Origin of the sequence: Micromonospora sp. NPDC051227 (assembly GCF_044455385.1) — a bacterium.
Lineage (GTDB): Bacteria > Actinomycetota > Actinomycetes > Mycobacteriales > Micromonosporaceae > Micromonospora.
Map to the genome: position 1 here is coordinate 102,465 of NZ_JBITET010000016.1, position 13,624 is coordinate 116,088.

15 protein-coding genes and 3 pseudogenes are annotated in these 13,624 nt (G+C 71.6%); 9 read left to right on the forward strand and 9 right to left on the reverse strand.

Translation table 11 applies throughout. The annotated features are described in order from the left end of the window. Positions 1-107 precede the first annotated feature (107 nt). On the forward strand, positions 108-701 hold the full coding sequence (locus ACIA47_RS28780) for a CDP-alcohol phosphatidyltransferase family protein (RefSeq protein ID WP_396711465.1): 594 nt from the start codon (positions 108-110) through the stop codon (positions 699-701). Next, on the forward strand, positions 698-1,168 hold the full coding sequence (locus ACIA47_RS28785; protein ID WP_203119206.1) for a VTT domain-containing protein: 471 nt from the start codon (positions 698-700) through the stop codon (positions 1,166-1,168). Before ACIA47_RS28780 ends, ACIA47_RS28785 begins: the two co-directional genes overlap by 4 nt. Positions 1,169-1,176: 8 nt before the next feature. On the opposite strand, the gene ACIA47_RS28790 is transcribed toward ACIA47_RS28785, so the two are convergent. Then, positions 1,177-1,839 carry a response regulator transcription factor gene (locus ACIA47_RS28790; RefSeq protein ID WP_203119208.1) on the reverse strand — a complete coding sequence of 221 codons (663 nt, stop codon included), beginning with the start codon at positions 1,837-1,839 and terminating at the stop codon, positions 1,177-1,179. Further along, a complete protein-coding gene (locus ACIA47_RS28795; protein ID WP_396711466.1) occupies positions 1,827-2,987 on the reverse strand; it encodes a sensor histidine kinase in 1,161 nt (386 codons plus the stop codon). Before ACIA47_RS28795 ends, ACIA47_RS28790 begins: the two co-directional genes overlap by 13 nt. A gap of 131 nt (positions 2,988-3,118) precedes the next feature. Here ACIA47_RS28795 and ACIA47_RS28800 point away from each other — a divergent pair, with 131 nt between their 5' ends. Further along, positions 3,119-3,520 (forward strand): DUF6069 family protein, encoded by a 402-nt coding sequence (locus tag ACIA47_RS28800; RefSeq protein ID WP_396711467.1) that lies wholly within the window; start codon positions 3,119-3,121, stop codon positions 3,518-3,520. Then, positions 3,517-3,972, forward strand: coding sequence for a hypothetical protein (locus ACIA47_RS28805; RefSeq protein WP_396711468.1), 456 nt, complete (start codon positions 3,517-3,519; stop codon positions 3,970-3,972). Before ACIA47_RS28800 ends, ACIA47_RS28805 begins: the two co-directional genes overlap by 4 nt. 4 nt (positions 3,973-3,976) lie before the next feature. Here the strand turns inward: ACIA47_RS28805 and ACIA47_RS28810 are convergent, their stop codons facing one another. Next, positions 3,977-4,840: a LysR family transcriptional regulator gene (locus ACIA47_RS28810; protein ID WP_396711469.1), complete on the reverse strand. Its 864-nt coding sequence runs from the start codon at positions 4,838-4,840 to the stop codon at positions 3,977-3,979. 72 nt (positions 4,841-4,912) lie between these two features. On the opposite strand from ACIA47_RS28810, the gene ACIA47_RS28815 reads away from it, so the two are divergent. After that, positions 4,913-6,145: an MFS transporter gene (locus ACIA47_RS28815; protein WP_396711470.1), complete on the forward strand. Its 1,233-nt coding sequence runs from the start codon at positions 4,913-4,915 to the stop codon at positions 6,143-6,145. Here ACIA47_RS28815 and ACIA47_RS28820 read toward each other — a convergent pair. Continuing rightward, positions 6,109-6,294, reverse strand: a pseudogene (locus ACIA47_RS28820) (hypothetical protein); the annotation flags it as partial. The gene ACIA47_RS28815 and the pseudogene ACIA47_RS28820 overlap by 37 nt on opposite strands. Here ACIA47_RS28820 and ACIA47_RS28825 point away from each other — a divergent pair. Continuing rightward, a pseudogene (locus ACIA47_RS28825) lies at positions 6,287-6,545 on the forward strand (helix-turn-helix domain-containing protein); the annotation flags it as partial. The pseudogenes ACIA47_RS28820 and ACIA47_RS28825 overlap by 8 nt on opposite strands. Here ACIA47_RS28825 and ACIA47_RS28830 read toward each other — a convergent pair. Both ACIA47_RS28830 and ACIA47_RS28835 read right to left on the reverse strand, forming a co-directional pair. Beyond that, positions 6,487-7,749 (reverse strand): MFS transporter, encoded by a 1,263-nt coding sequence (locus ACIA47_RS28830; protein WP_396711471.1) that lies wholly within the window; start codon positions 7,747-7,749, stop codon positions 6,487-6,489. The pseudogene ACIA47_RS28825 and the gene ACIA47_RS28830 sit on opposite strands and share 59 nt — an antisense overlap. Positions 7,750-7,877: 128 nt before the next feature. Then, positions 7,878-8,747: a fructosamine kinase family protein gene (locus ACIA47_RS28835; RefSeq protein WP_203119217.1), complete on the reverse strand. Its 870-nt coding sequence runs from the start codon at positions 8,745-8,747 to the stop codon at positions 7,878-7,880. Between the two features lie 93 nt (positions 8,748-8,840). On the opposite strand from ACIA47_RS28835, the gene ACIA47_RS28840 reads away from it, so the two are divergent. From ACIA47_RS28840 to ACIA47_RS28850, 3 genes and pseudogenes are all read left to right on the forward strand, one after another. After that, positions 8,841-9,875, forward strand: a complete 1,035-nt coding sequence (locus ACIA47_RS28840; RefSeq protein WP_396711472.1) for a serine hydrolase domain-containing protein — start codon at positions 8,841-8,843, stop codon at positions 9,873-9,875. 142 nt (positions 9,876-10,017) lie between these two features. Next, positions 10,018-10,788 (forward strand): annotated as a pseudogene (locus tag ACIA47_RS28845) (serine hydrolase domain-containing protein); the annotation flags it as partial. Continuing rightward, positions 10,778-11,281 (forward strand): hypothetical protein, encoded by a 504-nt coding sequence (locus tag ACIA47_RS28850; RefSeq protein ID WP_396711494.1) that lies wholly within the window; start codon positions 10,778-10,780, stop codon positions 11,279-11,281. The pseudogene ACIA47_RS28845 and the gene ACIA47_RS28850, both read left to right, overlap by 11 nt. Here the strand turns inward: ACIA47_RS28850 and ACIA47_RS28855 are convergent. The 3 genes from ACIA47_RS28855 to ACIA47_RS28865 form a co-directional block, all read right to left on the reverse strand. Continuing rightward, a complete protein-coding gene (locus ACIA47_RS28855; RefSeq protein ID WP_203119223.1) occupies positions 11,241-11,492 on the reverse strand; it encodes a hypothetical protein in 252 nt (83 codons plus the stop codon). The two genes, ACIA47_RS28850 and ACIA47_RS28855, sit on opposite strands and share 41 nt — an antisense overlap. Positions 11,493-11,510: 18 nt before the next feature. Continuing rightward, a complete protein-coding gene (locus tag ACIA47_RS28860) occupies positions 11,511-12,101 on the reverse strand; it encodes a DinB family protein (protein WP_396711473.1) in 591 nt (196 codons plus the stop codon). A gap of 85 nt (positions 12,102-12,186) precedes the next feature. After that, positions 12,187-13,380 carry a cellulose binding domain-containing protein gene (locus tag ACIA47_RS28865; protein WP_396711474.1) on the reverse strand — a complete coding sequence of 398 codons (1,194 nt, stop codon included), beginning with the start codon at positions 13,378-13,380 and terminating at the stop codon, positions 12,187-12,189. Positions 13,381-13,624: the final 244 nt, after the last annotated feature.

Here is a 13,624-nt window from a genome sequence, read left to right on the forward strand (position 1 = left end):
GGCCAGTACCCAGGTACCGGATCAGCCGGAACCCCGGTACCACCCTCGGGACCAGGTCGGCACCGCGGCACGTTCCGCGAAAACGCCCGCCGGACGACTCTGCAGGGGTGACTCTCGTCGACTCCCGCGCCGCCATCACCGTCGGCCCGCTTCGTACGGTTCCCAACTACATCACCGCCGTTCGCACGGTCGCCGCTGTCACCGTCGGTATCCTGGCCCTCGTCTCCGGGTCGGTGACATTGGTGACGGTATCGTACGGTATCTATTGGATCGGTGACGCGCTCGACGGCTGGGCCGCCCGCCGACTCGGACAGGAGACCCGGGCCGGGGCCGTCTTCGACATCGTGAGCGACCGCGCGTGCACCGCCGTACTCTGCGTGGGCCTGGTCTCCCTCGTGCCGGACGTCGCGGTCGTGGCTTTGGTCTTCCTGCTCTCGTTCCTGGTGCTGGACACCATGCTGTCGCTGGCGTTCCTGTGCTGGCCGGTGCTCAGTCCCAACTACTTCCACCTGGTCGACCGGCGGGTGTGGGCGTTGAACTGGTCGCCAGTGGCCAAGGTCGCCAACACCGCCGGCGTCATCGGCGCCATCGCGTTCGGGCAGTACCTGGTCGCGCTGGCCGTCGCCGTCGCCGTCGTCGCGGTCAAGCTGTGGTCGGTCGCAGCGGTGGTCCGGCTGCTCGAACGGGATGGCCGGGCATGAGCAGCCTCGCCGAGGCCCTGGTGGCGCTCGGCTACGGTGTCGCTTCGGCGCTCGTCCCGATCGTCAACGCCGAGGCCTACGCCGTGGTCGCCGGGCAGCGCGGCGGCCACGCTCTCGTCGCCGTGGTCGCCCTGGCGCTCGGGCAGACCGCCGGCAAGCTGCTGCTGTTCGAGTCGGCGCGTCGCGGGTCAGGGCGACTGGCCCAGAAGGTCGCGAAGCGGGCAAAGTCAGGTCGCGCGACGACTCGGGCCGCGCGGTGGGTCGAGCCGATCCGACGCTGGCTCTCCCGCCGCCGCACCGCCCTACCGACGGTGCTGGCCTCCGCCGCGGTCGGGGTTCCACCATTGGCCGTCGTCAGCCTCGCCGCCGGCACCGCGGGCCTTCGACGCTGGGAGTTCGCCGTCGCCTGCCTCTCCGGGCGGGTGATCCGTTTCGCCCTGCTCGTCCTGCCAGCGGTGCTGGCCTGACCCCGGCGTCAGAGGAGCCGACCGTCGTGGGCGAGCAGGGCGATCTGGGTGCGGTTGTCGAGATCCAGCTTGGTCAGGATGTGCGAGACGTGGGCCTTCACCGTCGTCACGCTCATCAGCAGCTCGCTGGCGATCTCGGCGTTCGAGCGACCCTGCGCGATGGCCAGCACGACGTCGCGTTCCCGGGGTGTGAGCAGGGCCAGCCGCTCGTGCGCCTGCTCGTAGGACTCGGCCCCCGACGCGACCCGCTGCATGAGGCGGCGCGTCACGCCCGGCGACAGCATCGGGTTGCCGCCCGCCACCGAGCGGACCGCCTGACTGATCTGCTCGGGCGGGGTGTCCTTGAGCAGGAAGCCACTCGCGCCGGCTCGCAGGGCTCGCACCACGTGCTCGTCGGTGTCGAACGTCGTGAGCACGATGATCTCGGGCGGCCGGTGGCGGCGGCGCAGGCGCTCGGTGGCGGTGATGCCGTTGACGCCGGGCATCCTGATGTCCATCAGCACCACGTCGGGCAGGTGCCGGTCCACCGCCGTGATCGCCGTGGCGCCGTCGGCGGCCTCGCCCACCACGACGATCCCGTCGGCCCCGTCGAGCATCAGCGTGAGCATTCCCCGTACCAAGGGATCGTCGTCGACGATGACGACCCGGATCGGGCCCGTCACGTCGGCCACGGCAGCCACGCGGTGAGGTGGAACCGGCCTGCGGCGTCGACATGGTGGGCGACCCGACCACCGGTGAGCGCAGCCCGTTCGGCGAGGCCGATCAGGCCGGTGCCGGCGCTGCCGGTGGCGCTGCTGTCGGGCGTCGTCGGGTTGCTCACCGTGATGCTCAGGCCGGAGCCGGGTGCGCCGCCGAGCACCAGCCGGACCGGCTGACCGGCAGAGTGCTTGCGGGCGTTGGTCAGGCCCTCCTGCGCGATCCGGTACGCGGTGCGGCCAACCGTCGGGGGGATCTCCACCGGCGGGCCGAGCCTGTCGTCGACCTCGATCTGCTGCCCGGCGGCCCGCGCCTCGTCGACCAGGCGCGGCAGGTCGGCGAGGGTCTGCCCGGGTGGTGCGTCGGTCGGCGACTCGGTGTCGTCGCTGCGCAGCAGGGTGATGACCTCGCGCAGCTCGTCGAGGGCGTGGTGTGCGCTGGCCCGGATCACCCCGGCGGCGGCGCTGAGTCGCTCGGGTGGCGCGTCCGGCCGGTACTCCATCGCGCCGGCGGCCGCCGCCAGCAGGGACAGCCGGTGGGCCAGCACGTCGTGCATCTCCCGCGCGATCCGGTTGCGCTCCGCCGCCCGCGCCTCGCCGACCCGTCGTTCCTGCTCCTGCTCGGCCCGCCGGGCCCGGTCCCGCAGCGCCACCAGCAGGGCGTTGCGGGCCTGCGCCCAGGTGCCCCAACCGAGCAGGGCCGCGTACGCGATCGTCATCAGCACCAGCCGCCACCCGTACGGCAGGCTGGGCACCGGCCGCCAGAACGCCTGCGCCGCCTCGCCCGCCACCCCGACCGCCGCCACCGCCGCCGCCTGCCGAAACGGCCGGTTGCGGGCGGTGAACAGCACCGCGAAGCTGGCCACCGGCGTGGCCACCGGAGACAGCGCGACGAGCAGGCCGGCCAGCACGCCACCGATCAGCGGTCGGCGGAGGGCCACCGGAACGAGGGCCAGGGCGGCCACCGCCAGCGCGACGTCGACGCCGACCAGGCCGGCGGAGCTGGACCGGGTGGCGGACCACAGCATGGTCGCGACGAGGACGCCGACCGCCACTGTCGTAGCGGCCACCGGAACGGAACGCCACGTCCGCGGCGGCTCGACCTCGCACGTCGCCGCATCCACATCGCGCACGCTACTGGGCTGGCGGCCGGCCGGACCACCTCCTTTGGTAGTACGCCGAGCCGCCGGCGGACGTACCCGCCGCGGCGTCTGGACCGACGCGCTCGGCCCGGCCCGGTCCACAGACTCAGACCATGACGAACAACCTTCTCCTGGGACGGGCCGCGGTGGCGGCCGGCGCGATCGTGGTGGCGGTGGTCGAGTTCGCGCTCCTGCACTCGGCAGCCGGCGTCGACCTGGCAGTCAGGTCCGCAAGCTCGACCCGGCAGATCACGGTGGCCGCTGTCATCGTGGCCGCCGCCGTCGCGGCACTGGCCGGCTGGACGCTGCTCGCGGTGCTGGAACGCCGCACCAACCGCTCCCGCGTCTGGTGGACCTCGATCGCGGTCGCCGTCCTGCTGCTGTCGCTCGTGGTCGGCCCACCGAGTGGCGTCGGCGGGGGAGCGAAGGCGACCCTCGCGCTGCTGCACCTGAGCGTTGGCGTCATCCTCATCCTTGGCCTGCCCCGGCCCCGCCCGGACGGGGCGAATCGATGACCGCGCTGACCGTCCGCAAGCAGGACGGGGTCTTCGTCCTCGACTCCGGGGCGCGCGCCTCGCTGCGTACCGGCTGGACCCGGCGCTGCGGCGAGATCCGTACCGACACCGGCCGCTGGACTGTCGAACCGACCGGCCGCCGAAGATTCGGGTTCACCGCCCGGGGCGAGCACGGCGTGCCGGTACGGCTCGACCCGGGCCGGTCGCACGTGCCGGGGCCCGGCGGGGTGGCCCGCTGGGAGCCCGGTCGCTGCGGCGGTGAGCTGGTACGCGACGGGCACCGCCTCGCGGTTCGCCTCCCCGGCCGACGCGGCGGACCGATCCGTGTCGAGGTCACCGGCGAGTGGGCCGAGCTGGAGCTGGTGGTGCTCACCGCCTGTTTCGCGCTGATGAGTCAGCGGCGGCGGCGCACCTTGATCATGATGGCGGTCGTCAGCGGAGCGAGTGGGTGACCGCCTACCCGGCGACGGCGTGTGCTCCGACGATGCGACGCAGCGCCGACTCCACGGCGTCGATCAGCGGATCACCCTCGGTTCGGGGGTGCCGGGCGAGACCGAACTCGACGTCCGGCAGGACGGGCAGCGCATCCGGGTCGCGGCAGATCATGACCGGTTCGAGGTTCGCGGGCATCAGCGCCGCGACGCCGAGCCCGGCCCGTACCGCGGCGAGCACCCCGACCAGGCTGTTGCTCTCGAAGGCCACCCGCCAGCGTCGATCGGCCCGTTCCAGCGCGTCCAGCACGGAGGTACGCCAGGAGCACGGGTTGGAGAACAGCACCACCGGCAGTGGATCGGCGGCCACGTCCACACCCTGCCCGATCGCCCAGACCAGCGGGGCGCGCACCGTCCAGCGTGGCGGCCCGGGGATGTCCGGTACCGCGTCGAGCACGAGTTGGACGCGGCCGGCGTCGTAGGCCTCCCGCATGGCGGCGTTGGAACAGCTGAGCACCTCCAGAGTCGCGCCGGGATGCAGCCGGGCGAGGTCGGCGAGGGCCTGCGGGAGCCGGGACGCGGCGAGGTCTTCGAGCAACCCGACGCCGCAGTGGCCGGTGAGCGCGCGTCCGGTTTCGGCGAGTGCCTGTGCGGAGAGCGAGAGGATGCGCTCGGCGTACGGGAGAAGTTCTTCGCCCGCCCGGGTTGGCGAGACGCCAGCCGACGACCGGTGCAGCAGCGGACGGCCGACGACGCTCTCCAGCTTGCGCAACTGCTGGCTGAGACCGGGCTGGGTGTGCCCGAGCGCGGTCGCGGCACGGCTGATGCTGCCCTCCCGCACGGCGGCGACGAACGACCGTAGTAGGGCGGTCTCCAGTTCCCTGGCCATAAGCATTCATTATGCCGACCGCAACGAACTGACGTCTTCTTATGGGGCGCGGGGGGAATTAGCGTCATTCGGGTGACCGGATACCGGCAGGTGCTCGCCGTGCCAGGGATGGCGCCGCTGCTGGGCGTCTCGCTGCTCGCCCGCACCGCGATAACGGCCGATGTGATGGCGTTGACCCTGGTTGTCGTCCTGGGCTTGGAGCTGAGCTACGCGGCAGCCGGTGGTGTGGCGGCGGCGCTGACCGTCGGAGTGGCGCTGGGCGGGCCGCTGCTCGGCCGCATGATCGACTCGCGGGGGCTGCGCCTCGTCCTGCTGGCGACAGTCACCGCGCAGGTCGGGTTCTGGCTGGGCGTGCCGGTCCTGCCGTACGGGTTTCTGCTGGTCGCCAGCTTCCTGGCGGGCCTGCTGATGGTGCCGGCCCAAGCGGTGAGCAGACAGGCGATCGCCGCGATGACGACGGTGGAGCAGCGAAGGGCCGCGTTCGCGCTGGAATCGGTGCAGGGCGAATTGTCGTACATCGTGGGGCCGGCGGTGGTGATCCTGGGCGCGGCCACGGTGTCCCCCGACGTGGTGGCGTGGGGGGTCGGCGCGGCGATCCTCGCCGGGGGCCTCGGCATCGCAGTGCTCAACCCGCCGATGCGCGCCGAGGACGAGGCGGACGCCGCCACGGCGGAACGACCTCCACGCAGGCAGTGGCTGAGCCCCAGGATGATCGCCGCGCTGACGATGGCGTTCGGGACGACGACGGTGCTCAGCGGCGTCGACCTCGCCATCGTCGCCACGCTGCGGGAGGCGGGTCAGGTGTCCTGGGCGGCCGTGGTGGTCGTGGTGTTCGGCGCGTCGTCCGTCATCGGGGGGCTGGTCTACGGCGCGCTGACCCGGCCGCTGCCCACCTGGCTGCTGCTCGGCCTGCTCGGGCTGGTGACGATGCCGGCCGGGCTGGCCCGCGACTGGCCCTGGCTGTGTGTGGCCGTCGTCGGCAGCGGGCTCCTCACCGCGCCGACCCTCGGTACGGTGGCCGACGCGGTGAGCCGGCTGGCGCCACCCGGTGTGCGGGGCGAGGTCATCGGTCTGCAGTCCTCGGCGCAGAGCGCCGGCTTCGCGCTCGGCGCCCCGCTGGTCGGCGTGGCGATCGACCTCTCCGTGCCGGCGGGTGGCTTCGCGACGGCCGGGCTCGCCGGCCTCGGCGCCGCACTGACCGGATACCTGCTGTCCCGCCGCTCGCCCGCGCGGACGGCGGTGCCCTCTTCAGTTGATGCGACGCGGGCTCACCGGCCAACTCCCGTGGTCGAGCCAGGACGGTAGATCATCAGCACCACGACGATCGCCCACAGCAGGTTGAACACCACCGTCGCCGTCCCGAGTCGGCGGGCGCCGCCATCAGCGCCGGACTCCGGGGCGCCCGTGTCGAGCGCACCGACGACACGGCCCTGACCAGGCAGGATGAATGAGATGGTTCGTACGCTGACCCGTCGATTCAAGGACGAGACAGGGCAGAGCCCCATGCAGTGGGTTTCCGGGGTACGCATCCGTCACGCGCAGGACCTGCTCGAAACCACCGACCACACCATCGACCGGATCGCCGCACAGACCGGGTTCCCCACCACGAGCAACTTCCGATTTCCAGTTCGGGCAACTCCGCGGCGTCACGCCCGGCGCGTACCGGAAGGTCTTCCGGCCGCAGGCGAGTCAGACCGGCGCGTAGCCGAGGGACTGGTGGATGGAGGGGCGAGGGTCGGCGCCGGCCCGACGACGCGGCCCCGACGCGCGTCCACGGCGAGCAGCGTCAGGGCGGCCAGCGTCAGCAGCCCGCCGGCGAGCGCCAGCGGGCGTGCCCCCAGGGCGGGCAGGAGTGCGCCGCCGAGCAGCGACCCGCCGGCGATGCCGGCGTTGAAGGCGGTGCTGACCCCGGCCGACGCGATGTCGGTGCTGCCCGGGGCCAGTTGCAGCATCCGGTTCTGCACGGCGGAGCCGAACGCCGCGTACGCGAGGCCGATCCCGCCGAGAAGCGCGACCACGCCCGGCTTGAGCGCGCCGAGCGCGTAGAGCCCGAGCAGCGAGACAGTGCCGATGGCCAGCGGCGTCAGCAGCGAAGCGATCGGTCGGGTGTCCAAAGTCCGGGCCGCGACCAGGGTGCCGACGACCCCCGCCGCACCCGAGACGAACAGCAGCGGCGCCAGCACCGCGTCGGCGAAGCCGCTGACGTCGAGCAGGAACGGTGTCACGTAGGTCTGCAGGGTCATGAAGCCGCCGATGCCGAGGGCGGTGGCGATCAGCAGGACGGCGAAGCGCCGCCCGTCCGGTGCGCTGCCCCGGGCGGCGCCGCCGGCGGCCGGGGGATAGGAGGGGAGAAGGAGCAGCACCGCGGCGGCGATCGCCACACCGATCCCGGCCAGCACCGCGAACGCCGCGCGCCAGCCGGCTTGCTGCCCGAGCCAGGTGCCGAGGGGTACGCCGAGCACCGGGGCGAGCGTCGCCCCGGTCGCGAACAGCGCCACCGCCCGACCGCGCACCGCGACCGGGAACGGCCCGATCACGGTCGCCGTGGCGACGGACCAGAACAGCGCCTGGGCGAGGGCGGTCGCCAGGCGGGAGCCGGCCAGCACAGCGTACGTCGGCGCGAGCGCGGCGGCGGCGTTCGCGACGGCGAACAGCAGCATCGTGACGCCGAGCAGGTGCCGCCGGGGGACCCGCTGGGTCAGTCGGGTCAGCGGCACGGACGCCAGCACCACCACCACGGCGTACCCACTGACCAACAGACCCACCTGTGAGCGGGACCGGTCCAGATCGGGTGCCATGCGGGTCAGCAGACCGACGGGCAGGAGCTCGGTCGTGATGAACGCGAACGCGGCGAGGGAGAGCGTGACGAGCACAGCCTTGGCCCTCCGCGGCGACACCTCCGGTGCCATGACCCACCCCCATTCCAGTGGGTCACCGTAATCGAGGCCCGACCCCCGCTCCTCCCGCGGGTCTCGGCGGCCGTCGACCGGATCGGCTGGCCGGGCCGTCCGCCGCGCTCGGCGGCCGGCCCTCCGTGTCAGGGTCGCGTCCGGAACGGGGCCAGGACGGCGCGGATCTGATCGGCCGCACCCCAGTCGTCGTCGAACTGCGCCAACACCGCGAGGTGTTGTCGCAGCTGGATGACCGGCATCCGGGCCTCCCAGCCGGCGTCGAGCGAGGTCAGCTCCGCGTAGACCTCGAACATCCGTCGCGCCTCGGGCGGGGGCGAGGTCGACCACACGTGCGCGAGGTCGACCTCGGCCCACAGGTACGACACGGCAGGGTCGATCAGCGCCGGCTTCCCGTCCGCGGTGGCCAGGACGTTCTGTGCCCACAGGTCGCCGTGCGTCAGACACGCCGGACGCTCCGGCAGCAGGTCGGGCAGCCGGTCACAGAGCCGTTCCAGCGCCGAACGGTCTTCCGCGTCGAGCGCCGCCTCGACGCGGGGCTCATCGAGCCAACGCAGCAGCCGGTGCTCTGCGAAGAAGGCGAAGCCGTCGTCGTTCCACGTGTTGACCTGGCGGCGACGGCCCAGCCAGTTGTCGTGGTGCCAGCCGAAGCGGGGATGGGTCGTGCTCAGGTGCAGGTGGGCGAGCAGGTGTGCGAACCGCTCCCAAAAGGCCTCGCTCCGCGGCCTCGGGCGCAACACCGACAAGACCAGTACGTCCCGGTCCGCCAGGATCACCTCGGGTGTCGCCACACCGCCGAGCTCGCGCAGGGCGGCCAGCCCTTCGGCCTCAGCACCGAAGACGTCGTCGGCCGGCGGGTCGGCGAAGGCCTTGACGAACACCGGTGGCGCATCCCGGCGGGTGGCGATGCCGGCGAGCGCCGCGAGCCCGCCGGTCACCGGCTGCACCGCGACGACCTCACCCATACCGGCCAGGTGCAGACGCTCCAGCAGGGTCATCCGGGACGCTCCTCAGGTCCGGTGTACGAGGTCGCCCGATCCTAGGTGTCGGGCTCACCCTGCCGCTGGCGGCGGTGGTGGACACTGCTGGGCGTGGGTCACGTGTCGGTGGATCAGCAGCGGCTGGGGCGGACCGTCCAGGAGTTCGGCGCTCGGTGGACAAGAGACGCCGCGGACATCGAGACCTACCTGGCCGCACAGGTCTCCGACGCCAGCCATCGTGAGGTCGTCGGCCCGCTGCGTGCCGCCAGTGGAGCCAGTGGTGTTGTCCGGGTCGGCGGTCGGGAGGTCGCGGCCTGGGGCGACCCGGACGTACCGGAGATGGCGTTCAGCGTCACCAAGTCGGTCGTGTCGGTGGTGGCCGGCCTGGCCTTCGACGACGGGCTGTTGGTGCCGGACCAACCGGTGCACCAGGTCGTCGGCGTTCCCGAGTTCCGGGGGCCGCACAACGAGCAGATCACCTGGCGTCATCTGCTGCAGCAGTCGAGCCAGTGGGAGGGCGAGTTGTGGGGCAAGCCGACGAGCGTCGACGCGCAGAGCTTCCGCGAGCGGACCGAGGTGCACGGCACACCCCCGGGACAGGGGTGGGCGTACAACGACGTGCGGATGAACCTGCTCGCGTACGCGCTGACGCTGCTGTTTCGCAGAACGCTGCCGGAGGTGTTGCGGGAGCGGGTCATGGACCCGCTGGGTGCCTCGGACCGGTGGTCGTGGCACGGGTACCGGACGAGCGTCGTCGACCTCGACGGCCGCCGGGTCGAGGTGGTCTCCGGCGGCGCGCACTGGGGCGGGGGACTGATCGTCCCCGCCCGCGACCTGGCCCTGATCGGGCAGCTCTTCCTGGACCGCGGGACCCATGCCGGGACCCGGCTGCTCAGCGCCGAGTGGGTCGACCAGTCCTGGGCTCCGTGCCCGGTCAAACGGGAGTACGGCTATCTGTGGTGGCTCAACGATGAGCAGGTGCCGTGGCCCGGAGCCCCGGCGTCCGGCCGCAGCGCCCGGGGCAACGGCGGACGACACCTGCTGTGGGTCGACCCGCCGCGGGATCTCGTCCTCGCCTCCCACTGGACCGAGGAGCCGCTCGATCTGATCCGCGAGGTCTCTCGTACGGTCAGCCCCACCGGTTGACGAGAGTTGATCCCCCGAGTCCGTGCGGTCGAGAATCGGAGTCGTGGATCTACCTCAGGACTGGGTCTCGCTGCTGGGCCAGCTTGACCGGCAGGTGTCGTCCGGGCTGCTCTCACCGGACACGGCGGCGTTGCCCGAGCTGATGAGCAGATATGACGTGCCGGGGGTCAGCATCTCCGTCGGCCACGTGAGCGGGCAGGTGTGGGCGGCGGGGTTCGGCGTCCTGGCTGGCGGGACGTCGACTCCGGTGACCGTGCGCACCGCCTTCGCGGCCTGTTCGATCAGTAAGCATGTCGCGGCGTTCGGCGCACTGCGACTGGTCCAGGCCGGTGTCCTCGATCTCGACGCCGACATCGGCGAGTACCTCACCTCGTGGCACCTGCCCGGCCGCGGAGACCCGCAGGGAGTCACGGTACGACAATTGCTGGCGCACACCGCCGGGCTGTCCGACACCTGGTACCGCGGCTACGCCGCAGATCGTGCCCCGTCGCTGTTGCAGGTCCTGGAAGGCGGCGGCGCGACGACAACGCCACCGGTCCGGCCGACCCTGTTGCCGGGAAGCCGCTTTCGCTATTCGGGCAGCCACTACTCGGTGCTCCAGCAGTTGATGGTGGACGCGACCGGAACCCCGTTCGAGGACCTCCTGCGAACTCTGGTGCTGGAACCGCTGGCCATGGCCGACAGCAGCTTCGACCAGCAGTTTCCGCACCAGCGACCGGATCAGGTGGCGCATGGCCACCACGGCGGCGGCACCAGGATTCCCGGCGGCTGGCGAACGCAACCGGAGTTGGCCGCCGCCGGACTGTGGAGCACCCCGACCGACCTGCTCCGGCTCGATCTCGAAATCGCCCGAGCCGTCTCGGGAGGTTCGAAGCTGCTCGACCGCGACCTGGCCCACCCAGATGTGCACACCGCAGATTCCCGGCGGCAGCTACGGGCTCGGCACCGAACTGAACGACCAGGTCGGGCGTCGGCGTTTCGGGCACACCGGGTTGAACGTCGGCTACACCTGCTTCTCCTACGTGTGGCCCGACAGTGGCACAGCGGTCGCGGCGATGACCAACTCCGAGGATGGCTGGGAGCTGCTGGTCAGCATCCGCGCCGCCGCGGACCGTCGGTACGCCACCACAAGAATCGCCGCCGCGCCGCCTGCCGATGTCACGGGCCGCTACGTGCTGCGCGACGACTACCCAATCGACATCGCGCTCACCGACGGTCGGCTGACCTTCGCCGCCGCGACCCAGCAACCGGTTGTCCTCCTGGCGGACCCGGACGGTCGCTACCGACACCCGGACCTCGATCTGGAGGTCCGGTTCGTCCGGACCGACGACCAGCCGTACGTCCTCGAACTGCGCCAGGAAGGGGTTACGCAGACCGCGAGGCCAGCAACCGAGCAACCGGAGTAGCCAGGTGGGCCACGTCGAAATCGTCGGTGACCATGACGGGCCGGCGTTCGATGACCGGCACCAGCGCCTCGGCGGCCTGCCACACCTCGTGCAGACGGTCGGGGTCGACGTCCGCGACGAGGACGGCGCCCGACGGGCCGTGCCCGATCGGCAGGCCGGCCAGTGTCGTTCCCAGGAAAGCGGCTTCGATCTGGTTGAGGTCGTCTCGCACGTCCGCAGCTTTTGCCGGTCACCCGAAGTGGTCGGCCAGCTTCGTCAGCTTGCTGACGTACGCCGGCCAGTCGTAGTCGTCGGGGATGTTGCTGTTGTTCCGCCGGAGACCGACCGCCGTGTCGTGCTGTTCGCGCATGATGTCGGCGTGCCCGGCATGCCGGGCGAGATCGCAGGTCACGTGGATGATGATCCGTTGCAGCGTGACGTCCTGCCGACCTGGCCGCCACCACGGCACCTGGCCCGGCGCGTCGAGCGGTAGCTGGTCGATCGTCTGGTCGGCGAACGCGCCGACCCGGCGATACAGGTCGATCAGCCCGTCCTTCGTCTCGTCCTCACGGGCGTACCAGTCTGCCTGCGGGTCCTCGTCGAACGCCGTCAGGGGGACCAGTTCGTCGGGCGTCGGGAATTCGCGACCGAAGGTGGGCCCGAAGTAGCCGGCTTCGACATTGAGGCAATGCTTGACCAAGCCCAGCAGGTTGTTGCCGGTCGCCGTGCGGGGCAGCCGGACCTCCCGCTCGCCGAGCCCGTCGAGCTTCCAGATGAGGTCTTCGCGGTTCTCCCGGAGGTAGTAGTGCAGCGCGGCCTTCGCATCGCTCAGATCAGCCATGCGCGCCAGTCTTCCCTATCCGCTGTGTCTCGGCGGGCCGGTGCCGGGGCGCCGGCCCGCCGAACGACTCGATCTGCCCGGGGCGTCAGCTTCCGGTGCAACTCGCTGTGGTTCCGCTGCCGCTGCCGGTGCCCTGGAAGCCGAAACTGGTGGCCTGACCTGCGGCCAGTCGCCCGTTGTAGCTCTGGTTGGCGACCGTGATGGCCCCGCTGGTGCCGCTGCTGACCCCGTTCCAGAGCGAGCTGACCGACACGCCACTTGGCAGGGTGAGGGTGACCCGCCAGCCGGTCAGCGCGGTTGTTCCCGCGGTGACGCTGACGTTTGCGACGAATCCGCCGTTCCACTCGTCCTGGACGGAGTAGACCGCGGTGCAGCCGGTGGTACCGGTCGGCGGCGGGGTGGTGGGAGGCGGCGTGGTGGGCGGCGGCGTGCCGTCGTCGAGCGTCAGGCTCTTCTGCTGGACGCTCCACTGGCTGCGGCACAGCCCGCAGTCGGCGCCGACGAAGGTGCGGCCGGCGGTGGCGTCGCCCTTCAGTCGCCACTTGAAGTAGAGAGTCGCCACCCGGCCGAACTCACCGCCGTTAGCCTGGTCGTAGGTGCCGCCGTGCCCGACGTTCAGGTTGCCCATGAAGGCGGGCAGGCCCGCGGGCAGCTTGCCCCAGTCGTCCATGGCGTTCGGGTAGGCGATGTCGCTGGGCCCGCCGACGAAGTAGGCGATCGGCTTGGTCAGTCTCCTGAGCTGGTAGTCGTCGGCGTCGTTCAGCAGACCGCTGCTGAAGATGCCGGTTGTGGTGACCCGCGGGTCGTTCGAGACGGCGTACGCCTCCAGGCCCCCGCAGGAAAAGCCCGCGACGGCGATCTTGCTCGTGTCGATCTTGTTGTAGTACTTGCTGCCCTGCCGGGAGTTCTCCGCGACCGCCCAGTCGATGGACTGGGTGAGCATCTGGGAGGTGGTGGAGCCGGATCCGTTCGGGGCGCCGTTGGCGATGGCGAGGAAGCCGTGGGAGGCGATCTCGCGGAGGAAGTTGCCCTGGGAGAGGCCGTTGGCCGAGCAGCCGCCGTTGCCCCACACGACGATGGGCAGGCGTTCCGACGGGAGGGTCTGAGGGCGGAAGATCGTGTGATTGGCCAGGGTGGCCGAGGTTTCGTAGTCGGCGGGGTAGGGGCCGGAACCGCCGATGGCGGCGGACGCCGGTGTCCCGCCGAGCGCCATGATCACGGAGGTGATCGGGACGATGGCGGCCGCCAGCCCCGCGTAGATCTTTGCTCGCCTTCTCATTGCACCCTCCAGGAACAGTCACGGTGGCGCTCCCTGCGGTGGCGGTCGTGTCACTCGCGCCCCGACGAGAGTGGTCAGCGCTGGCCACGGGTCTGGTCGACATGGGCGCGTCGCGGCCTGGGCGGCGGCCGTGCCCTCGGCCGCCACTGCCCGCTCATTCAGCGCCGGCGACCGCCCGGCCGCGGTCCCTACAGGCGCTCCGATGGGAGCTGTATGCAGTTACTATCACTGTCGCAACGAAAAG